Genomic DNA, 21,241 nt, shown 5'->3' with positions numbered 1-21,241 from the left:
CACCCGACGCCAGCTTCGCCTTGCTCTCGGCCGTCGCCGTGCCCCCTCCGCCATCCCGTCCATCGACAGCCTTGACGTCGAGGCCGCCTTGGTAGCAGTGGTCGCTGGCGCACGACAGTCCTGCCGCGTGCGCCCGTGGCCCGTGCCTGAGGCGTCGGCTTGAGTGATTCCTTACCATATTGGCGAAACAAAAGCCTGGCGGAGATGTCACACGACGAGTGGGAGGCGCTCTGTGACGGTTGCGGCCGTTGCTGCCTTCTCAAGCTCGAGGATGTCGATACCGGCGAATTGCATCAGACGCGCCTCTCCTGCCGCCTCTTCGACATCGGTCAGTGCCGATGCACCGACTATGCGAACCGCCACGTGCGCGTGCCCGATTGCTTGCCGATGACGCCGCAGACCATCACGCAGATTCCGTGGATGCCCGCCTCGTGTGCCTATCGCCGGCTCGCCGAAGGCCGTGATCTGGCCTGGTGGCATCCCCTCGTGAGCGGGTCGCGCGAGACGGTGCACCTTGCGGGTATCTCCGTACGTCATTTCGCGATCAGCGAGGAGCGTGTCGAGGAAGACGACTACTTCGACTACCTCGTCGATGACTTCGCCGACCGGTGACGACGACTTATCCCCGGTCGGCGCGAGCCGGGTTAGCATGACCGGTTCGACAGTATTTCTCATGTATATGTGACCAAAACTTCTGTTAGTCATCACGATTTCTGTTGACAGCGTGACGGTGACGATGTAAAAAATTCGTATGGTCGGAGAAGTGCGGCCAGGAGGATGGGCGATCACCTAGGTGGTTGCCTTTTTTTGTTCTGGGGGGGTGCAGATTTCGACCCAAACGGTCCCCCGCATCAGTCGCATCGACTGGGTGCAAGTGCGTGCCGACTACGAATCCGGCAAATGCACGATAGGAGAGCTTGCCGAGCGCTTCACGATACCGCGATCGAGCATCTATCGCCGACGCAAGAAGGAGTGCTGGTCCAAGCCCGAGGTCGATCGTCCGCCCGAGGCGGGTCAACAAGCGCCGCGCCCGGGCATCGATCCGCAGGGCAGCCTGGCCGTTCCGTGCCACGACGTTGCCGCGCCTGGTGGCGCCTCCAACCTCAGCGAGCGGCGGCTCGACATGGTCCGTCGCTTCTATGCCGAACTCGACCGCCGTTTGCGTCGGATCGAGGCGCATGACGACGACCCCGAAAGTGTCGCCAGTGAGCGCAGCGCCAGGCTCCTCGCCAGCCTGGCTCGGACATTCGAGAAGTTGAACGACTACCTCGATCGGCGCGGGGGCTCGGCCAACCAGAAGGTTGGCGCCCCCGGTGCCGGCGTGAACGGGGACGCGGACGAGCGCGATGCGGAAAGCTGGCGCCATGAGATTGCGCGACGCCTTGCGGCGGCTGGCGCGGGAGGGCGGTCTGGAGCTGGCGCTGAATGAGCTGGACCGTGATCAACTCGTCCGCCTCGCGACCGACTGGCAGATCTGGGCACGAGACGATCAACTGCCGCCGGCCGCGACCGCAACCGGCCGCGCCTGGCGCACCTGGCTCATCCTCGGTGGGCGCGGGGCCGGCAAGACGCGGGCCGGAGCCGAGTGGGTGCGCGCCGAAGTGGCGGGCGCGCCCTCAGCCTTCCGCATCGCCCTGGTCGGCGAGACACTGGACGCCGCGCGCGCGGTGATGGTCGAGGGCGTCTCGGGCCTTCTCGCCGTCCACCCGCCCCGAGAACGGCCCCGCTACGAGGCCGCCCGCCATCGGCTCGTATGGCCTGGCGGCTCGATTGCCGAATTGTTTTCCGCCGAGACGCCGTCGCGGCTCAGGGGGCCGCAGTTCCATGCGGCCTGGTGCGACGAGATTTGCAAGTGGCGACACGCCGAGGAGACTTGGGACATGCTGCAGTTCGGCCTCCGCTTGGGTAGCCATCCGCGTCAAGTCGTCACCACGACGCCCCGTGCCATGCCGCTGCTGCGTCGACTGATCGACGACGGCGACGGCGTTGCCGTGAGCCGCGCTCGCACCAGGGACAACGAGGCCAATCTCGCAGCGACCTTCCTTGCCGCTGTCGAGGAGAGATACGGAGCCAGCCTGCTTGGCCGCCAGGAGCTGGATGGCGAACTCATCGAGGACCGCGAGGATGCGCTCTGGCGACGCGACTGGTTCGAGCGTCATCGCGTCGCGGCAGCCCCGCCCCTTGCGCGGATCGTCGTTGCCATCGATCCTCCCGTCACGGCTCATGCCGGCTCCGACGCCTGTGGTCTCGTCGTTGCCGCCAAGGGGGAGGACGGTCGCGCCTATGTGCTCGCCGACGAGACGCTGCAGCGCGCCCCGCCGCACGTCTGGGCAACGTATGGGGTGCGCTTGCTCGAGGCCCATGGCGCGGACTGCATCGTCGCGGAGGTGAACCAGGGCGGCGACCTCGTGGATGACCTCCTCCAGCAGATCCGCCCCGGTGTCGCCGTGCGTCAGGTTCGCGCCAGCCGCGGAAAGTGGGTGCGCGCCGAGCCCGTGGCGGCCCTCTATGCTCGTGGTCTCGTCTCGCACGTCGGCCATTTTCCGGCCCTCGAGGACCAGCTCGCCGCATTCGGTCCCGATGGTCTCGCGGGCCGCGGCAGCCCGGACCGTATGGATGCGCTCGTCTGGGCGCTGACGGAACTCATGCTCGTTGGCGGCGCCGCCCCGCGCCTGCGCACGGTCTGACACCGGCTCGATCGCTCGAGCGACGCAGGAACCGCTTCAACAGGAACGGACCAGCCCCATGTCACTTGTCTCGCGGCTCGCCGCCGGGATCGCCTTCGCGCGTTCGATTTCACCCTTGAGGACGAAATCGGCGCCGGGCCATCACCTCGTCGCATTCCACGACGCGAACTCCCCGCGCTGGTCGCCCCGTGACTACGGCGCGTTCGCTCGCGAAGGGTTCATGCAGAATGCGGTCGTCTACCGCTCCGTCCGGCTGATCGCCGAAGCGGCCGCCAGCGTGCCGCTCGTCGTCACCGAACTCGGCCGCCGCCTCGACACCCACCCGCTCGTCGAGCTGATCGAGGGGGCGAGGGATACCTGTGGCGCTGCGGACTTTTTCGAGGCCTGGTACGGCTACCTGCTGGTCGCAGGAAACGCCTACTGCGAGGTGGCAACCGTCTCGGGAGAACCGCGGGAGCTTCGTCTCCTGCGCCCCGATCGGATTTCCGTCCTGCCCGGCCGCGATGGCTGGATCGACGGTTACATCTACAGTGTCGGCGGCGAGCGCCTTCATCTCCGTGACGACCCCGACGCGCCGGTCTCGCGCGTTCTGCACCTCGGACTTTTTCATCCTCTCGACGACCACTTCGGCTTCAGCCCCATAGAGGCCGCGGCTCCTTCCATCGACATCCACAACGCCTCCGCCCGCTGGAACAAGGCGTTGCTCGACAATGCCGCGCGACCTTCGGGGGCGCTCGTTTATCAGGCAGCGCAGGGCAACCTGTCCGACGAGCAGTTCGCGCGTCTCAAGGAGGAATTGGAGGCGAGCTATCAGGGCGCCCGCAATGCCGGACGGCCCCTTCTCCTCGAGGGTGGTCTCGACTGGAAGTCGATGGCCCTCAGTCCCAAGGACATGGATTTCATCGAGGCGCGCAACGCCGCCGCGCGCGAGATCGCCCTGGCGATCGGTGTGCCGCCGATGCTCCTCGGGATCCCCGGCGACAACACCTACGCCAATCTCCAGGAGGCCAATCGAACGTTCTGGCGTCAGACCGTGCTTCCGCTGGTGCGCCGAACACTGACGGCATTCGAGCGTTGGCTCGCGCCGGCCTTTGGCGAGCCTGTCCGGCTCTGTCCCGATCTCGAGGCCATCGCGGCTCTGGCGAGCGAGCGCGAAGCGCACTGGAAAAAAATAGAAGCCGCGAGCTTCCTGACGCTCAACGAGCGGCGTGCCGCCGTCGGCTACCCACCGGTCGCGGGTGGCGATCGCATCGTCACCGCAAGCGAAGCCGGACAGCGGGGAGAGTGAAGTATGGAGAATGCCAAAGGGCCATCGGCGCATGCCGGTCCACGCGAGTACGCCTTTACCGCCCTCGACTTGAAATCGGTCGGTGAAGAGGGACTGTTCGAGGGGTACGCCAGCCTCTTCGATCGCGAGGACCTCGGCCGTGATCTGATCCGCCGCGGCGCCTTTGCCGGGACGTTGGCGCGTCGCGGTGCCGGTGGCGTCAAGATGCTCTTCCAGCACGATCCTGCCGAGCCGATCGGCAGGTGGAGCGAGTTGACGGAGGACGAGCGCGGGTTGCGTTGTGTGGGGCAACTCCTGCCGGATGTCCGCCGCGCCCGGGAGATCCTCTCCCTCATGCGGGCCGGTGCGCTCGATGGGCTCTCCATCGGTTTTCGCGTGGTGAAGGCCCATCGCGACCGTTCGAGCGGTCTGAGGATCATCGAACAGCTCGACCTCTGGGAGATTTCAGTCGTCACCTTTCCGATGCAGCCGATGGCCCGGGTCGCGCAGGTCGCCGCCTCTCCCTTCGCCGCCGGCCAGCCGACGGAGAGGCAATTCGAACGTTGGCTGACGCGGGACGCCGGCCTCACGCGCACCGAGGCCCGGGTGCTGATCTCCGAGGGCTTTCGGGCACTGTCCCGCCGTCTGGAGGCGCGGGGCGGGGCCGACGACAGCGAGGAACTCTGCCGCACCATCGACACCGCGCGGCGGTTGCTCGAGACCAGTTACGGAACGAGGAAAGGAAAGAAAACATGAACGATGCCACAGGCCGCGCCTCGCGCGGTACCGGATCCGGCGCCGCCAATGACGTGGCGGGCGCCTTCGAGGGCTTCATGCGTGCCTTCGAGGCCTTCAAGGAAACGAACGACGAGCGTCTTGCGCAGATCGAGCGGCGCTTTACGACGGACGTCGTGACCAGTGACAAGCTCGAGCGCATCAATCATGCCCTCGATCGCCAGAAGCGGGTTCTCGACGAGGTGAGCTTCAAAGGTGCGCGCACGCCGCGCGACGGTCAGGCCAGCGAGCGCGTCTCGAGTGAGCATCGCGCGCGCTTTCACGAGTACGTGCGGCACGGAGAGGCGGCCGGTCTCGTCCGGCTCGAGGGCAAGGCCCTGTCGCAGGGGAGCAATCCGGATGGCGGCTATCTCGTGCCCGAGGAGACGGAACGCCAGGTGATGCGTGCGCTCTCCGCCATCTCACCGATGCGCGCGATCTCGGGCAACCGGCAGGTGAGCGGCACGGTCTACAAGAAACCCTTCACCATCACCGGTCCCGGCGCCGGCTGGGTCGGCGAGACGGCGGCCCGCCCCGAGACAGCGAGCCCGACCCTCGACGAACTGAGCTTCCCGACCATGGAGCTCTATGCCATGCCGGCGGCGACGGCGACCCTGCTCGACGATGCCGCCGTCGACATCGACCAGTGGATCGCCGAGGAGGTCCGCGTCGCCTTCGCCGAGCAGGAGGGCGCAGCCTTCGTCCACGGCAACGGCACGACGCAGCCAAAGGGGCTCCTCACCTACACCAAGGTGGCGAACGCGAGTTGGTCGTGGGGCAATCTCGGTTATCTCGCGACGGGTGTATCGGGAGGGTTTCCGGCGAGCGCGCCGAGCGATAAGCTCATCGATCTCGTCTATGCCGTGCGCGCCGGCTACCGGGCGAATGGTCACTGGCTGATGAACCGCGGTGTGCAGGGTGAAATCCGCAAGATCAAGGATGCCGACGGAAACTATATCTGGCAGCCTGCGCCGCGCCCGGGGGAAGCGCCGATGCTCCTGAATTTCCCCGTCGCCGAAGCCGAGGAGATGCCTGACATCGCCGCCGACAGCTTTTCGATCGCCTTCGGTGACTTCTCGCGTGGCTATCTCGTCGTCGATCGCATCGGCATTCGGGTCCTTCGCGATCCCTACAGCTCCAAGCCCTACGTCCTCTTCTACACCACCAAGCGTGTCGGCGGTGGCGTCCAGGACTTCAACGCAATAAAGCTCCTGCGGTTCGCGGCGGCCTGACCCATGCCGCGGGGCGGCCGGCGGGACATCAGTCCGCCGACCGCTTCGGGTCGTCGAGTCCCGGCCCGACCCGCATTCCGTCAGTCTCCATCATATCGTCCCCGCCCTGGCCCGAGGAGGTCCCGGCCCATGCCCCTCATTCCGATCGCCCAACCGTCCGTCGAGCCGGTCGCCATCGAGGATACGAAGGCGCATCTTCGCGTCGACAGCCCCGACGAGGACACGCTCATCGCCAGCCTCGTCTCGGCCGCCCGGGTCCACCTCGAGCAGCAACTCGCCATTGCCATGATCGCCCAGAGTTGGACCTACGTGCTGGACCGCTGGCCCCGCGAGTATTCGGTTTGCCTTCCTCTCCACCCGGTCATGAGCGTCGATGTGATCCGTGTTCTGGCCGGTGACGGCAGCGTCGAGGTGGTCGACCCGGCAACCTATCTCGTCGACGCGGCATCGCGTCCCTCGCGCATCGTGCGTCGCACTGGAGCCGTCTGGCCCAAACCGACCCGTGTGCTCGGCGGCATCGAGATCGACTTCACAGCGGGCTTTTCTGCAACCGGCATCGGTGTGCCCCAGCCGCTACGTCAGGCCATCCTGCGGCTCGTCGCCCACTGGTTCGAGCGCCGCGAACTGATCGAGGTCGGGCGCAGCGTCGCCCCGCTGCCGGTGAGTGTCGAGGAACTGGTTCGCCCCTATAGGAGGATTCGCCTGTGACCACGATTTCGATCGGCGATCTGCGCCACCGCCTGACGCTCGAGACGCCAGTCGATGTCCCCGATGGAGCCGGCGGCTTCGAGCGGACGTGGCAGGATGGCGGGGTGGTCTGGGGTCGGTTGAAACCCCTCTCCGGACGCGAATTCGTGGCGAAGGGAAAGCTCGCCAGCCGGATCACGCACGAGATCACCGTTCGCTATCGCACCGATGTCCTGCCCAGCATGCGGTTGCGGCTCGCCACGCGCGTCTTCGAAATTCTCGCTGTGATCGACGATTACGAGCCGGGCCGCTGGCGCACTTGCCACTGCGAGGAGGTCGAGCATTGAAGGTCGAATTCAGATCCGCACGACATGCTGCAGGCATGGGTGAGTCCCGCTCGCGCCTCGTGGCACGCCTTCGCGCCCTCCGGCTCCTCGATCGCCGCCCCATGATCGCCCGCCATCCGGTGCGTGGCGTGCTCGTTCGGCAGAACCGGTTGGGTCCAGCGGGCGAACTGCCCGTAATCGGGTGGAGGCAGCCATGAGCCCCGCACCTGGTTGGGCGTTGCAGCGGGCGCTCTTCGAGACCCTCGTTGCAGCGCCCGGTGTTCTTTCCATCCTCGGCGGCGCGCGCATTCACGATCATGTTCCGCGCAATGCCGAGCGCCCCTACGTCGTTTTTGCGAACGCCAGCGAAATCGATGCCGGCACGAGCGAATGCGCTGCCACGGAGCACGTCCTCACCCTCGACATCTGGTCGGATGCACCCGGCCGTAGGCAGGCCCTTTCGATCGCCGCTGCAATCCGCGATGCCCTCGAGACGTCGTCGCCGGCCCTCGTCGGCCATCACCTCGTCGATCTCCGGCAGGTCTCGACCACGCTCACGCCCGACCAGGATGGTGGAGGCTTTCGGGCGAGCATGCGCTGGCGCGCCGTCACCGAACCGCTCTGAGTGGGCGGCGCCATGACGTCATCAAGATAATCGTCCTCGTATCGGAAAGGAGCCAGACATGGCTGCTCAACGTGGCCGCGACCTCCTCCTCAAGGTCGACGCCAACGGCCTCGGCACGTTCACGACCGTCGCCGGGCTGCGCTCGCGCACTCTCGCGTTGAACGCCCAGACCGTCGATTCGACCCACACCGAATCGGCCGGCCGATGGCGTGAATTGCTTTCCGGCGCGGGTGTGCGCTCGGCGCGCATCGCCGGCACCGGCGTCTTCAAGGACGCTGCCTCCGACGAGACGATCAGGGCCGCGTTCTTCGATGGCGCCATCCTCGAATGGCAGATCGTGATCCCCGACTTCGGGACGATGAGCGGCCCCTTCCAGATAACCGCTCTCGAACTGGCTGGCAATCACGATGCCGAGTTGACCTTCGAAATCTCCCTGGAGAGCGCGGGCCAACTGACATTCACGGCGGCATGAGGAAGTGACCATGGCGAACGCACGACGCGGAGAGATATCCGCGGTTCTGGGCGGCCGGGAGCGTCGCCTCGTTCTCACCCTTGGCGCGCTGGCGGAACTCGAATCGGGGCTTGGCGCCACCGACCTCTCGGCCCTCGCCGAGCGACTGGCGGGCGGACGACTTGCCGCCCGCGATGCGATCTCCATCATCGGGGCTGGATTGCGCGGCGCCGGTGAGGAGATATCCGACGGGGATGTTGCCCGGCTCGACTGCCCCGATGGTGTGGCCGGTTACGTCGCCATCGTCGCCCGCCTCCTGGCTGGCGCCTTTCCGTCGGGCTCCAACTCATGAGCGGTTGCACGCGACAGTGGGGTGCGCTGGCTCGCACCAGGCTCTTTCCCTGGGACGACGCGATGGCCCTGGGACTCGGCGTTCTTCGGCTTTCGCCCCGCGAATTCTGGTCCATGACCCCGATCGAACTCGATGCCGCCATCCGCGGCCTCGAGGGGCGCTTCGATGTCGCGGGAGCTCCATTGAGAGCCGACCTTCTCGCGCTCATGGCGCGTTATCCGGACAATTGAGGAGGGCGCGAGTATGGACGAATTCTCGGACGATCTGCGTTTTTCTGTCGAGGTCGATACCGCCGCGGCGCAGCGCGCGCTGGCCGACATGTCCCGGCTCGGTCAGAGCTTCGCCCAGCACATGTCACGCGCCTTCGTCGATGTCGCGGTCAAGGGGCAGTCCCTGGAGGATCGTCTGCGTCGCCTTGCTCTCAGTCTTTCGGACCTCGCCCTCAAGGCGGCATTTCGCCCCCTCGAGAATGCGATCGGATCGGTCTTCGGCCAGTTGCTGGCGGGGGCGGCGCCCTTCGCCATGGGCGGGGTACCCGGGCGTCCCGGCGTCACGGCCTTCGCATCGGGCGGCGTTGTTTCGTCTCCCGTTGCGTTCTCCTTCGGGCGGGGCGAACTCGGCATCGCAGGTGAACGTGGAGCCGAGGCCATACTTCCCCTACGCCGTGGCTCCGACGGACGTCTCGGAGTCGCTGCGGGATCCGGCGCCGGCACCGTCGTCAACGTGTCGATCTCCACTCCCGACGTCGAGGGGTTCCGGCGCTCCGAGGGGCAACTCACGGCGCTCCTGTCGCGAGCCGTCGCACGCGGCCGGCGCAATCTCTGATCCGTCGAGCGACCCCCCGTATCGGTTCGCCCGGTTCATTCCAGGAGAGACGGCATGGCATTTCACGAGGTCAGGTTTCCGACTGGGGTTTCGCTCGGCGCAACGGGTGGTCCGAGCCGCCGCACCGAAGTCGTCGTGCTCGGTTCGGGGCGGGAGGAGCGCAACAGCCGCTGGGCGGACTCGCGCCGGAGCTACAACGCGGGCTATGGCGTCCGCGATCTCGACGACATCCACGAAGTCCTCGCCTTCTTCGAGGAGCGGCGCGGCCGCCTGCACGCCTTCCGCTTCAAGGATCATGCCGATTTCCGCTCCGGATCGCCGCAGTCTCCAGTGGTGCCGGGCGATCAGGTTCTCGGAACCGGAGACGGCGTCACGTCCGATTTTCGGCTCGTCAAGCGTTATGGCGCCGCGAATCCGTGGGTGCGCGCGATCGAAAAGCCCGTTTCCGGCTCGGTTCGCCTCGCGGTCGATGGCCTGGAACTGGTCGAGGGGAGTTCATTTATGATCGACACGACCACTGGCATCATATCGTTCCTTCCTGGCGATGTTCCGCCGCCCGGTGCGGTCGTTACCGCCGGATTCGAGTTCGACGTGCCCGTGCGCTTCGACACCGACAGCCTGGAAATCAACATTGCCGGATTCCGTCACGGCGCCATTCCGAGCATCCCGATCGTCGAGGTTCGCCCATGAGGACGCTTCCGGCCGGACTCGCGGTCCATCTGGCATCGGGAGTGACGACCCTCTGTTGGTGCTGGCGGGTCGAGCGACGCGACGGCGTGGTCCTCGGCTTCACCGATCATGATCGCGACCTCGAATTCGACGGCACGATCTATCGCGCGAGCAGTGGTCTGAGCGCCAGTGAGATGCGTCAGACCGTCGGCTTGCAGGTGGATGATTTCGACGTCGAGAGCGCACTCTCCGACGCCACCTTGACGGAACAGGACCTCGCCAACGGCCTCTTCGACGCCGCTGTCATCGAGATCCACCGGGTCAACTGGAACGATGTCGCCGAACGGGTTCTCATCCGCTCCGGCACGATCGGCGAGGTGGATCGTGCGGGTGCCGCGTTCAAGGCGGAGGTACGCGGGCTCTCCAACCGACTCCAGCAGCCGCGCGGGCGCCTTTACCAGTTCACATGCGATGCCGACCTCGGGGATGCGCGCTGCGGAATCTCACTTTCCTCTCCCCAATTCACGGGCGATGCGGTCATCACCGCCGTCGTGGGGCCGCGGCACTATCGCGTCTCCGGCCTTTCCGCATTTTCCTCTGGGTGGTTCACGCACGGCCTCCTGCGTTGGATTTCAGGGGCGAACGCCGGCGCCGCCGTCGAGATTCGGCGCCATGTCCGCGATGCCGACGGCGACGCCCTCGAACTCTGGCACGCGCCTGCGGGGCCGGTGCTTCCCGGCGATGTGATCCGTCTCACCGCCGGCTGCGACAAACGCCTGGCGACCTGCCGCGACCGTTTCTCCAACGCCGTCAACTTCAGGGGATTTCCGCATATGCCCGGGAATGATTTCGTCCTCTCGGTCGCGCGCGCCGGCGATGGTCCGCGCGGCGGGAGTATACGCTGATGGAGGATGCCCTGTCGCGCGCGCGCGTCGTCGCCGAGGCACGGCGCTGGCTCGCCACGCCCTACGCGCATCAGGCGAGCCTCCTCGGCGTCGGTTGTGATTGCCTCGGTCTCGTGCGCGGCGTCTGGCGATCCCTCGTCGGACCCGAACCCGAGGCGCTACGACCCTACACCCGTGAGTGGGCGGAACTCGACGCCGGTGAGCCCCTGTTGGAGGTGGCTCGGCGTCATCTCGTGCACGAGGCGCGAAACCGCCTCGAGGCGGGCGACGTCGTGATTTTTCGTCCGCGCCTGCATGGGCCCGCCAAGCACGTCGCCATTCTTTCCAGTCCCGACCGCATGATCCACGCCCAGGAGGGTCATTGCGTGGCCGAGGTCGCGCTCGGTCCATGGTGGCGTCGGCGCATCGCCGGTCTCTTTTCGCTTCCTGGACTGACCGACCTCTAGTACGGAGTTCGACCATGGCGACACTCGCACTCGGCGTGGCTGGAGCTGCGATCGGGGCTCAGGTCATCCCGGCCGTTTCGCTGCTCGGCACGACGATCACGGGCGCAGCGATCGGCCAGGCCGTCGGCGCCTTTGCGGGTGGCCTCATCGACCAGGCCCTGTTCGGGGCATCGGGCCAGTCGGGCGTGGTCGAGGGGCCGCGACTATCCGAACTGCGCGTTCTGGGGTCGACCGAGGGGGCCGCGATCGCGCGGGTCTACGGGACCACGCGCCTTTCCGGTCAGGTCATCTGGGCGCGCCCCATCGAGGAGCGCGCCGTGACGTCGGGCCTCGGCGGTGGCGGCAAGGGCGTTGGCGGTTCGGGTGGGGGCACGCGAACCGATTATACCTACCACGCGAGCTTTGCGGTCGGGCTCTGCGAGGGCGAGATCACGCGGATCGGACGGGTCTGGGCCGACGGCGAGCCGCTCGACCTCTCCCTTCACCTCACACGGTTGCACCGGGGAACGCAGGACCAGCTTCCGGACAGTCTCATCGAGGCGGTCGAAGGTGCCGGCTCGGTCCCCGGATTCCGGGGACTCGCCTACATCGTCTTCGAGGATCTCGACCTCACGCCTTTCGGCAATCGCATTCCGCAACTGAGTTTCGAGGTGGTCCGGGTCGTCGACGACTTCAACCGCAGCATCGCGGCCATCAATATCATCCCCGCATCGGGGGAGTTCGCCTACGACACGACCGAGGTCACGCGAAGCGCCGGCCCGGGCGTCACGGTTGCGGAAAACGTGCATGCATTCTCGGGGGGCACGGATTGGAGTGTCTCGATCGATCAACTGCAGGCCGAATTGCCCTCCGTTCGCAATTCCGCACTCGTCGTCGCCTGGTTCGGCGATGATCTCCGGGCTGGCGACTGCCGCATTCGACCAGCCGTGGAGGGCGCAACCAAGGTGACGCTGCCCTACCCATGGCGGGTTGCTGGCCTCGACCGCGCCGATGCCCACGTCGTCTCGACGATCGAAGGTCGCCCCGCCTATGGCGGCACGCCGAGCGATCGCTCGGTGCTCGCCGCGATTGCCGACCTCAAGTCACGTGGCCTCGCCGTCACTTTCAATCCGTTCGTCCTCATGGACGTGCCACCCGCGAACGCATTGCCCGATCCCTATGGCGCCACCTTGCAGGGGGCATATCCCTGGCGGGGACGCATCACGGTGACCCCAGCCGCCGGTCTGCCCGGAACGGCTGATCGCACCACGGCGGCCGCATCGCAAATCGCCGCCTTCGTCGGCCTCGCCGCTCCCACCGACTTTTCCATCGTCTCAGGTGAAATCGTCTATTCCGGCCCGGCGGAATGGTCCCTGCGCCGTTTCGTCCTGCATTATGCGCATCTCTGCGCGCTCGCCGGAGGCGTCGATGCCTTTCTGATCGGATCGGAGCTTCGCGGCCTGACGAGCGTTCGTGATGGCACCGGGGGGTATCCGTTCGTCGATGCTCTCGTCGCGCTGGCGGCCGATGTCCGGGCGATTCTCGGCCCCTCCGCGCGTATCACGTACGGCGCGGATTGGAGCGAATTCTTCGGTCATCAGCCGGCGGATGGCAGCGGCGACGTACATTTCCATCTCGACAAGCTCTGGGCATCGCCCGCGATCGATGCCGTCGGCATCGATGCGTACTGGCCCTTGTCGGATTGGCGGTCGGGCATCAGTCCCCTCGATGCCGCCACCGCCCCCGCCGGCATATACGACCTCGCTTATCTGCGCTCCAACATACGTGGAGGGGAATACTTCGACTGGTACTACCCGAGCGAGACCGACCGCAGGGCCCAGAACCGGGTGGCGATCACCGATGGCCTCGGCAAGCCGTGGGTGTTCCGCCCGAAGGATATCTGGTCGTGGTGGTCGAACCAGCACTTCGACCGCCCGGGAGGAGTGGAATCGGCAACCCCGACCGGCTGGGTTCCGCGCTCCAAGCCGATTTGGCTGACCGAGGCCGGCTGCCCTGCCGTCGACCTCGGCGCCAACCAGCCCAACGTCTTCTACGATCCCAAGAGCGCAGAGTCGGCGTTGCCGCATTTCTCTCTTGGAAAGCGCGACGACCTCATGCAGCGTCGCTATCTCGAAGCGCTGATCGGATTTTTCGATTCCACCAGACCGGACTTCTCCGAGGACGACAATCCGCAGTCGCCCCACTATCCCGGCCGCATGTTGGATATCGAACGGGTCTATGTCTATGCTTGGGACGCTCGGCCCTACCCAGCGTTCCCACTGGCCATCGAGGTTTGGGGCGACGGCCACAACTGGGCACGGGGCCATTGGCTCAACGGTCGTACGTCCGGCTCCTCGTTGGCAGCCGTGGTGCGAGCGATCCTCGACGATCACGGCCATTCGGTGGGCGACGCATCGCAGCTGCATGGCTTCGTGGAAGGGTATTTGATCGATCGGCTCGGCTCGGCACGCCAGGCGCTTCAGCCGCTCGAACTCGCGTACTTCTTCGATAGCATCGAGATCGGCGCCGACATCGCCTTTCGCCCTCGCAACCGTTCCGCCCTCGCCGCCACGTTCGACCGTGACGGGCTCGTGGAGACTGCGCCCGGTGCTCCGCTCGTCACCGTCCGCCGGGCGGAGGAGGCGGAATTGCCCTCCTCCGCGCGTATCGCCTACGTGAACCCCGCTCTCGACTACCGCCAGTCCGCGGTGGAAAGCCGCCGGCTCGCTGGCCACACCGAGCGCGTCGCGGTCGCGGAAGTCCCCCTCGCCCTCGGTGACGGTGCCGCCCAGGCGATCGCCGACCTTTGGCTTCACGAGACCTGGACCGCACGAGAGGAGGCTCGAGCGACGTTGCCCCCGAGTGCGCTCGCGATCGAACCCGGGGATCATATCGTGTTGTCCTCCGCGCAAACCACCTCCCGCCTGCGTGTGGTCTCGGTCGGTCTCGGCGATTCGCTCGCGATCGAGGCGCGCCCCGTCGACCCGACGATCTACGGAGTGCTCGGAGAAACCGAAACGCAGGCATCGATCGCACTGCCGGCGGTGCACGGCGCGAGCGATCTGCTTTTTCTGGACCTGCCGTTCGCCGAAGGCGGAGGCGGTCAGATCGGTTCGTTCGTCATGTGCGATCAAACGCCATGGCCGGGCGCCGTTTCCGTTCTGCGCGAGGCGCCTGGTGGTGTCGTCGCTGCTCCTGTGACGGTGCGACGGCGGGCCGTCCTCGGCACCCTGGCAACGCCGCTCACTGCGGGGCCCCTGGCGCGCTGGGACAATGCAGGGACCTGCGAGATCGAGCTGGCGAGGGGGGCGCTGACTTCGCTTCCGGATGCACTCGTGCTCGCCGGCGGCAATCTTCTCGCTGTCGAACAGGACACTGGCTGGGAACTTCTGCAGTTCGCCCGTGCCGAGCCTGTCGCCGCAAGCCGTTACCGCATCACCCGACTGCTGCGGGGGCGCTTCGGCAGCGATGTCGAAATGGCGCCGAGCGTGCCGCCCGGTCGGCGATGCGCGCTCATCGATGGTGCTGAGACGCCGTTGCCACTCTCGCTCGACGATGTCGGCCTGGCGACCGAATGGCGTTTCGGTCCCCCGAGCCGCGATATCGCACACGCCTCCTGGACCGCGCGCTCGCACGCCTTCAGCGGTGCGGCGCTGCGGCCGCTGGCACCTGTGCATTTGCGCGCGCGGGTCTCGGCTGGTGACGTCATCTTCGCTTGGACGAGACGAACGCGCATCGGCGGTGACGGATGGCATCTGGCGGAGGTTCCACTCGGCGAGGTGGATGAGAGCTATCTGATCGAGGTTCTCGATGGCCTCTCCGTGCGCCGCTCGTGGACGACTGTTGATCCCGAGGTCGTCTATACGGCGGCCCAACAGATTGCCGATTTCGGTTCTCCACAATCCACCTACCGTGTGCGCGTCCGCCAGTTGAGTGCCCTCGTCGGCCCCGGTGCCGCCCGCGAAGCCCTGCTCGCGGTTCTCTGAGCGCCGGTTGCAGCCAAGGCCAGCGCCGCCGCGACCGCTTGCCCCGTTCGTCCAAACAATGGAGGTCTGCCCATGTCTCCCCCGCCGTGGCTGTCCGAGGCCTTTCGCGAGCACGGCACCAGGGAAGTGCCAGGCTCCGGCCACAACGAGCGCATCGTGCGGTATGCGCGGGAGGCCGGACAGAATTGGGTCCGCTCGGACGAGACACCCTGGTGCGCCGCCTTCGTCGGCGCCGCCCTCGAGCGCGTCGGCTTGCGGGGCTCGCGTTCCCTGCTCGCCCGGTCCTATCTCGACTGGGGCGTGTCGACCGACGTCCCCCTGCCCGGCGCCATCGCGGTTTTCAGCCGCGGCAGCGACCCGCGCTCGGGCCACGTTGCCTTCCTGCTCGAACGCTCGCGCGACCATGTCGAGGTGCTGGGTGGCAACCAGTCCGACAGCGTCAGCGTGGCGCGCTATCCAGCCTCCCGTCTTCTCGGGCTGCGCTGGCCCGCCGGTGTGACGGTTCCATTTCATGGAGAGGAAAATATCGATTTTCTCGCCGCGCTCGCTCATGTCCTGCGTCACGAGGGAGGATGGTCGAACGATCCGCACGATCCGGGTGGAGAGACCAATCAGGGAATCACACTCGAGGTTTTCGCGCGTCACCTCGGCGAAGCCATCGACGGCGGCTCCCGGCCTCGCCTCGTTGCTGCGTTGAAGTCGATTGGTTCCGACCTCGTTCGCGAGATTTATCATCGACGTTACTGGACCGTCTCGAAAGCCGGACTATTGCCTGCCGGTCTTTCACTCCTCCACTTCGACTGTTCCGTGAACCAGGGCCCGGCGCGGGCCGCGCGCTTTCTCCAGTCCGCTGTCGGCGCCGAGGTCGACGGTGAGATCGGCCCCCTCACCCTCGCGGCCGCACATCGAAGCGATCCACGGGTGGCGATTGCCGCCTATGGCGACCTCCGGCGCCGGCACTACCGTTCGCTCCCCCACTTCTGGCGCTTCGGGCGTGGCTGGATCGCCCGCCTCGACGACATCACGCGGCGCGCCAACGAGGCCGCCGTCCCGGCCCCGATGCCGCGGGTCGAGACGCCCCGACCACCGCATCAGTCCCGCAAATCAGGAAAGGATGACACCGACATGTCCAGTGCACCGAAATGGTGGGGGCAATCCCTCACGATCTGGGGGGCGATCATCACCTCCCTTTCGACCATCCTGCCGCTCGTCGGGCCGTTGGTCGGTCTCGATCTATCGGCCTCCTCGATCATCGAGTTCGGTGACCAGGTGACCCGGATGCTGCAGGTTCTCGGCGGTCTCGTCGGCACGGCGATGACGGTTTACGGTCGTCTGAGGGCGACCTCGCCCTTGACGCAGCGGTCGTTCGCGCTGCGGGTCTGAGCAGCCGGCATGCCCGACGAAGGGACCGGGCGACGCCCACCGCCCGGTTCATCGCACGTTCAGCGTACGTGGCGCTTTCTAGCACCATGACGAAATACATTCGATCGGTCGCGATGCCGCTGGCGGCGCTTCTGGCCAGCCTGCTCACAACCTCCGGTCTCGCCGGTTCTGCCGGCGGAGCCGACGAGTTGGCGTGCTTTTCGAGCTGGAGTGATGCGGGCCCGGTTCTTCGCGCCGAGCGCTTGATGGACCCCGCACGGTTGCGCGCCATTGCCGAGCAGCGGCTCGGCGGCTCGATGCTGCGCCTTTCGCTGTGTCGTGCCACGGTGGATGGCGTCTATCATTTCCGCATCGTCATGATTGACGACGCCGGTCAGATCCGGACCCATACGGTGCGGGCCGACGACCCTTTTCCGAAGTGAGCGACGGCGAGTAGCCTTCGCCGTCGCCGACGCTATAGTAGCGCGCATAGCTCCTCGCATGGAGGAATCGGCGTGCGCATACTGGTTGTCGAGGACGATCCGGACCTCAACCGGCAGCTCAAGGAGGCCTTGAGCGAGGCCGGCTATGCCGTGGACACGGCGAGCGACGGTGAGGATGGCCATTTCCTGGGCGATTCCGAGCCCTACGATGCCGTCGTTCTGGACCTCGGTCTGCCGACCATGGACGGCATCAGCATTCTCGAGCAATGGCGCCGTAACGAGCGCAATATGCCGGTTCTCATTCTCACCGCGCGTGACCGCTGGAGCGACAAGGTGGCCGGCATGGACGCCGGAGCGGACGACTACGTGGCCAAACCCTTTCACATGGAGGAGGTTCTGGCCCGCATCAGAGCACTTCTGAGGCGCTCGGCCGGCCATGCCAGCAACGAGATCGAATGCGGTTCGGTTCGACTCGACACACGTCTGGCGCGCGCCACGGTGAATGGCGTCTCCATCAAGTTGACTTCGCACGAGTACCGGCTGCTTTCCTACCTCATGCACAACATCGACCGCGTCGTTTCGCGGACGGAACTCGTCGAGCACATGTACGACCAGGATTTCGACCGCGACAGCAATACGATCGAAGTCTTCATCGGCAGGCTTCGCAAGAAGTTGCCCGACAACATGATCAGGACGATCCGCGGCCTCGGCTATTGCCTGTCGGCGCCTACGGACTGACGGGGCAGCGCACGTGAGCCAAGTGTCGAAGTTGGCTTGGCGTGCGGGCCTCATGTCCGTGCTGCGCATCGACCCCGGGTCGATCAAGTTCCGGATCATCGCGGCGACCGCGCTCTGGGCCCTGCTGGTGTTGCCGCTGGCCGGCTGGACGCTGAATTCCATCTACCGCGACAAAGTCGAGCAGGAGTTCGATCGGCGCCTCGATCAGCTCATGACCCTGCTGCTCGCTTCGACGAGACTGGACGAGGGTGAACGGCCGGTGGCGCCGGACGATTTCGGTGGTCCGCTGTTCAGCCTGCCGATCAAGAACGGCTGGTACTGGCAGATCGAGCCGGTCGAGCCCCGGGGCAATTGGCGTCTGATGTCGGAATCGCTGCTCGGCGAGCCGCTCGCGGACCCCCGTATTGCTCCCGAAAGCCCGCAAGCGCTGTCCGCTGCCCCCTTCGATCTGGATCTCCCGGACGGCCAGCGTCTCAGGGCAATCCAGAGGCCGGTTCAAACCGAGGTTGCAGGCATTGCGCGACGCTTCCTCTACCTCGTCACAGGCAATCGCCGTGAGGTCGACCAGGATGTCGCCTACTTCGCCAATCGGATCGCCCTATCGCTCGGCGCCCTCGGCGTCGGGCTCGTCGCCCTCACCTTGGTTCTCGTCGGTTATGGTCTGCACCCGCTCGATCGGGTGAAGGCCGGCCTTGCCCGCATCCGTTCCGGCGAGGCAACGCGCCTCGAGGGCGAACTGCCGAGCGAAATCCAGCCGCTGCAGATCGAGCTCAACGCGCTCATCCAAAGCAATCAGGAGGTCGTCGAGCGGGCCCGCACCCACGTCGGGAACCTCGCGCATGCCCTCAAGACGCCGCTTTCCGTGATCGCCAACGAAGCGAGCCGGGAGCAGTCCCCCCTCGCCTGCAAGGTTCACGAGCAGGCTGGCATCATGCGTGATCAGGTCAACCATTACCTCGATCGGGCACGCATGGCCGCCCGCGTCGGCGTCATCAGTGCCATGACGCCGGTCCGCCCGACGGCGCTGGCCATCGCCCGTACGCTCGAGCGGATCAACAGCGAGCGCGCGATTGCCATCGACGTGGACTGCCCGGACGGCCTCAGTTTCCGCGGTGAGCGCCAGGATCTGGAGGAACTGCTCGGTAATCTGGTCGACAACGCCTGCAAGTGGGCGCGATCGCGTGTGGAGGTGCGCGTCAGTCGCCAAGCCCAAGCATCGCCAGGCCATCGGCCGATGCTGGTCATCGACATCGACGACGACGGGCCGGGTTTGTCGGTCGCCCAGCGTGAAGCCGCCATGAAGCGCGGCCAGCGCCTCGACGAAAGCAAGCCGGGCTCGGGTCTCGGCCTATCGATCGTGAGGGACCTGACGGGCCTCTACCAGGGCCGGTTCAGGCTGGCCGATGCGCCGCTGGGAGGGCTGCGTGCCCGCCTCGAGCTTCCCGAGGCGGTTTGACCGCGTCCCTCGGTTCTGGCACGGCACTATCAGGGGCCGAAGTTTCGCCCGAATCCCGAGTGCATGTCCCTTCTCGACAGTTGTCGATTGCGTTCGTGATTCGCCGGGGCTTCGGCGCCGTCCCATCCGCTGCCGTCAGCCGCCACGTGAATTGTTGGTGATCCGAGGAGGCGCGCGACGTCGCGACCCGCACCGGACGGTTACAGGACAGGAACCGATGATGAAACGTGCCTTCTTTGCGACGATTGTCGCGGTATCAGCCCTCGCGGCATGCAGCGGTCCCAATGGTCAGCCGACGAAGTCCGATGCCGGCCTTGCCATCGGTGCCATTGCCGGTGGCGTCATCGGCAACCAGTTCGGCCAGGGCCAAGGTAATACGGTGGCAACCGCCGTCGGCGCGGTGATCGGAGGCATCGTCGGCAGTGAGATCGGGCGCTCCATGGACGAAGCCGACCGCCGGGCTGCCGCATACGCCGAGTTCCAGGCCCTCGAACAGGGGCCGTCCGGCACCTCGACGCCATGGCGCAATCCGGACAGTGGCCACTACGGCATGGTGGTGCCCGAGCAGCCCTATGAACGCGCGGGCACACACTGCCGAGACTACACCCACACGATCTACATCGGCGGTGAGCCCGAAACCATGCGCGGAACGGCTTGCCGCAATCCGGATGGAACCTGGCGCAAGGTGGCCTAGCCGGCGGCAAGGGCGAATATGGGTTTCTCGGGGCCGGAATTCGAGCCGTATCTTGACCTGCGCTCCTTGCAGCCGGCCGGCTTGATCCCTAAAGACAGGAACGGAACGCAAGGGCGCGCCGGTCGGTGACTGGCGCGCAAGCTGCGACAGCCGACGACGTGGAACCGGCGGTTCAGGTAACCGATGATTTTGTGGGTCATTTTCGCTTTGATGACGGCTGCCGTCGTCGTTTATATCGCGCGACCACTATTTTCTGACGCTGCCGGCCGCCGTCGGGCCGAATACGATGTCGAGGTCTATCGCAGCCAACTGTCCGAACTCGATCGCGACCGTGACAACGGCGTCATCGACGTCGGCGAGGCCGAGGCCGCCCGCACGGAGATCGCGCGCCGTCTTCTCGCCGCCGATGCCCGGATCGCGCAAGGCGGCGTGGCCTCGAGAACCGCGATCGGAGCGAGGCTCGGGCTCGCTCTGGTGGGCATCGCGCTGCCCGCACTGTCGCTCGGCCTCTACTTGGTGCTCGGGGCGCCCGAACTTCCGGCGCGCCCGCTTGCCGAACGCATGGCGGACCCGATCGAAGGAAAGCGCATCGAGTTCCTCGTCGCCCAGGTTGAGGCCCGCCTGCGAAGCAATCCCGACGACGGCCGCGGCTGGGACGTTGTCGGGCCGGTCTACCTGAGGCTCGAGCGCTACGACGATGCCGCTGAGGCATTCGTGAACGCCATCCGTCTGGAGGGTGAAAGCGTCCGCCGCCTGATGGGCTTTGCCGAGGCCACGACGAAGGCGGCCGAGGGTGTGATCGGACCGAGAGTGCGGGTTGCGCTGGAACGTGTCCTCGCACTCGAGCCGGGTGTCGTCGAGGCCCGGTTCTGGCTGGCCGTGGCCGACGAGCAGGACGGTGACAAGTCGTCCGCCGAGACGCGATATCGAGAACTCCTGGCCTCCGCTGCGGCCGACGCACCCTGGCGCGACATGGTGAGCGCGCGCCTGGCGGCCCTCGCGACAGGTGGCTCGCGGTCGGAGGCGAACGCCGGTGCGGGCGAGACGACCCGTAGCCCGACGCCCACGGGAAGCGGCGGACCATCCGCCGCCGATGTCGCTGCTGCCGCAGCCATGTCGGCCGACGAACGCGCGCAGATGATTCGCGGCATGGTGGATGGGCTTGCGGCAAGGCTAGCCGAGAATGGCGCCGACCTTGCGGGTTGGCAGCGCCTGGTGCGGGCCTACCGTGTGCTTGGCGAAACGCAGAAGGCCGATGCCGCCCTCGCTGAGGCCCGCGGTCTGTTCGTTGGCGACCCGGCGGCCCTTTCGGCGCTCGAGGGGCTCTGATAGTGCGG

23 protein-coding genes are annotated in these 21,241 nt (G+C 66.5%); all 23 read left to right on the top strand.

Annotated elements, in window-relative coordinates:
- The first annotated feature begins 204 nt into the window (after window positions 1-204).
- The 23 genes from GC150_12480 to ccmI all read left to right on the top strand — a co-directional run bounded on the left by GC150_12480 (window position 205) and on the right by ccmI (window position 21,233).
- Window positions 205-612 (top strand): YcgN family cysteine cluster protein, encoded by a 408-nt coding sequence (locus GC150_12480; protein MBI1385717.1) that lies wholly within the window; start codon window positions 205-207, stop codon window positions 610-612.
- 208 nt (window positions 613-820) lie between these two features.
- Entirely contained in the window at window positions 821-1,429 is a 609-nt protein-coding gene (locus GC150_12475; protein MBI1385716.1) for a hypothetical protein, read from the top strand.
- Window positions 1,347-2,687: a DNA-packaging protein gene (locus GC150_12470; protein ID MBI1385715.1), complete on the top strand. Its 1,341-nt coding sequence runs from the start codon at window positions 1,347-1,349 to the stop codon at window positions 2,685-2,687. Before GC150_12475 ends, GC150_12470 begins: the two co-directional genes overlap by 83 nt.
- Before the next feature lie 58 nt (window positions 2,688-2,745).
- Window positions 2,746-3,975 (top strand): phage portal protein, encoded by a 1,230-nt coding sequence (locus GC150_12465; GenBank protein MBI1385714.1) that lies wholly within the window; start codon window positions 2,746-2,748, stop codon window positions 3,973-3,975.
- Between the two features lie 3 nt (window positions 3,976-3,978).
- On the top strand, window positions 3,979-4,710 hold the full coding sequence (locus tag GC150_12460) for an HK97 family phage prohead protease (protein MBI1385713.1): 732 nt from the start codon (window positions 3,979-3,981) through the stop codon (window positions 4,708-4,710).
- On the top strand, window positions 4,707-5,960 hold the full coding sequence (locus tag GC150_12455) for a phage major capsid protein (GenBank protein MBI1385712.1): 1,254 nt from the start codon (window positions 4,707-4,709) through the stop codon (window positions 5,958-5,960). Before GC150_12460 ends, GC150_12455 begins: the two co-directional genes overlap by 4 nt.
- A 129-nt stretch (window positions 5,961-6,089) precedes the next feature.
- A complete protein-coding gene (locus GC150_12450) occupies window positions 6,090-6,668 on the top strand; it encodes a hypothetical protein (protein MBI1385711.1) in 579 nt (192 codons plus the stop codon).
- Entirely contained in the window at window positions 6,665-6,994 is a 330-nt protein-coding gene (locus GC150_12445; GenBank protein MBI1385710.1) for a phage head closure protein, read from the top strand. The genes GC150_12450 and GC150_12445 overlap by 4 nt, the downstream gene beginning before the upstream one ends.
- 193 nt (window positions 6,995-7,187) lie before the next feature.
- Entirely contained in the window at window positions 7,188-7,598 is a 411-nt protein-coding gene (locus GC150_12440; protein MBI1385709.1) for a DUF3168 domain-containing protein, read from the top strand.
- A gap of 58 nt (window positions 7,599-7,656) precedes the next feature.
- Window positions 7,657-8,070 (top strand): phage major tail protein, TP901-1 family, encoded by a 414-nt coding sequence (locus GC150_12435; protein ID MBI1385708.1) that lies wholly within the window; start codon window positions 7,657-7,659, stop codon window positions 8,068-8,070.
- Window positions 8,071-8,080: 10 nt separating this feature from the next.
- Window positions 8,081-8,401 (top strand): gene transfer agent family protein, encoded by a 321-nt coding sequence (locus GC150_12430; GenBank protein ID MBI1385707.1) that lies wholly within the window; start codon window positions 8,081-8,083, stop codon window positions 8,399-8,401.
- Complete coding sequence (locus GC150_12425; protein MBI1385706.1) at window positions 8,398-8,631, top strand: phage tail assembly chaperone; 234 nt, start codon at window positions 8,398-8,400, stop codon at window positions 8,629-8,631. The genes GC150_12430 and GC150_12425 overlap by 4 nt, the downstream gene beginning before the upstream one ends.
- Window positions 8,632-8,644: 13 nt before the next feature.
- Window positions 8,645-9,226: a phage tail tape measure protein gene (locus tag GC150_12420; protein MBI1385705.1), complete on the top strand. Its 582-nt coding sequence runs from the start codon at window positions 8,645-8,647 to the stop codon at window positions 9,224-9,226.
- A gap of 54 nt (window positions 9,227-9,280) precedes the next feature.
- Complete coding sequence (locus tag GC150_12415; GenBank protein ID MBI1385704.1) at window positions 9,281-9,916, top strand: TIGR02217 family protein; 636 nt, start codon at window positions 9,281-9,283, stop codon at window positions 9,914-9,916.
- On the top strand, window positions 9,913-10,800 hold the full coding sequence (locus GC150_12410) for a DUF2163 domain-containing protein (protein MBI1385703.1): 888 nt from the start codon (window positions 9,913-9,915) through the stop codon (window positions 10,798-10,800). The genes GC150_12415 and GC150_12410 overlap by 4 nt, the downstream gene beginning before the upstream one ends.
- Window positions 10,800-11,246: a peptidase P60 gene (locus GC150_12405; GenBank protein MBI1385702.1), complete on the top strand. Its 447-nt coding sequence runs from the start codon at window positions 10,800-10,802 to the stop codon at window positions 11,244-11,246. The genes GC150_12410 and GC150_12405 overlap by 1 nt, the downstream gene beginning before the upstream one ends.
- A 14-nt stretch (window positions 11,247-11,260) precedes the next feature.
- Window positions 11,261-15,211, top strand: a complete 3,951-nt coding sequence (locus GC150_12400) for a hypothetical protein (protein ID MBI1385701.1) — start codon at window positions 11,261-11,263, stop codon at window positions 15,209-15,211.
- Window positions 15,212-15,283: 72 nt separating this feature from the next.
- Window positions 15,284-16,594 (top strand): TIGR02594 family protein, encoded by a 1,311-nt coding sequence (locus tag GC150_12395; protein MBI1385700.1) that lies wholly within the window; start codon window positions 15,284-15,286, stop codon window positions 16,592-16,594.
- Between the two features lie 113 nt (window positions 16,595-16,707).
- Window positions 16,708-17,016: a hypothetical protein gene (locus GC150_12390; protein ID MBI1385699.1), complete on the top strand. Its 309-nt coding sequence runs from the start codon at window positions 16,708-16,710 to the stop codon at window positions 17,014-17,016.
- Between the two features lie 72 nt (window positions 17,017-17,088).
- Window positions 17,089-17,754, top strand: a complete 666-nt coding sequence (locus GC150_12385) for a response regulator (GenBank protein ID MBI1385698.1) — start codon at window positions 17,089-17,091, stop codon at window positions 17,752-17,754.
- A 52-nt stretch (window positions 17,755-17,806) separates the two neighbouring features.
- Window positions 17,807-19,210: a histidine kinase gene (locus GC150_12380; GenBank protein MBI1385697.1), complete on the top strand. Its 1,404-nt coding sequence runs from the start codon at window positions 17,807-17,809 to the stop codon at window positions 19,208-19,210.
- A gap of 217 nt (window positions 19,211-19,427) precedes the next feature.
- Window positions 19,428-19,904 carry a glycine zipper 2TM domain-containing protein gene (locus GC150_12375; GenBank protein ID MBI1385696.1) on the top strand — a complete coding sequence of 159 codons (477 nt, stop codon included), beginning with the start codon at window positions 19,428-19,430 and terminating at the stop codon, window positions 19,902-19,904.
- 183 nt (window positions 19,905-20,087) lie between these two features.
- Complete coding sequence (gene ccmI, locus GC150_12370; protein MBI1385695.1) at window positions 20,088-21,233, top strand: c-type cytochrome biogenesis protein CcmI; 1,146 nt, start codon at window positions 20,088-20,090, stop codon at window positions 21,231-21,233.
- The last annotated feature ends 8 nt before the right edge of the window (window positions 21,234-21,241 follow it).

This window comes from Hyphomicrobiales bacterium (assembly GCA_016125495.1).
GTDB lineage: Bacteria > Pseudomonadota > Alphaproteobacteria > Rhizobiales > RI-29 > RI-29.
This window is presented reverse-complemented; position numbering and strand designations above follow the sequence as displayed.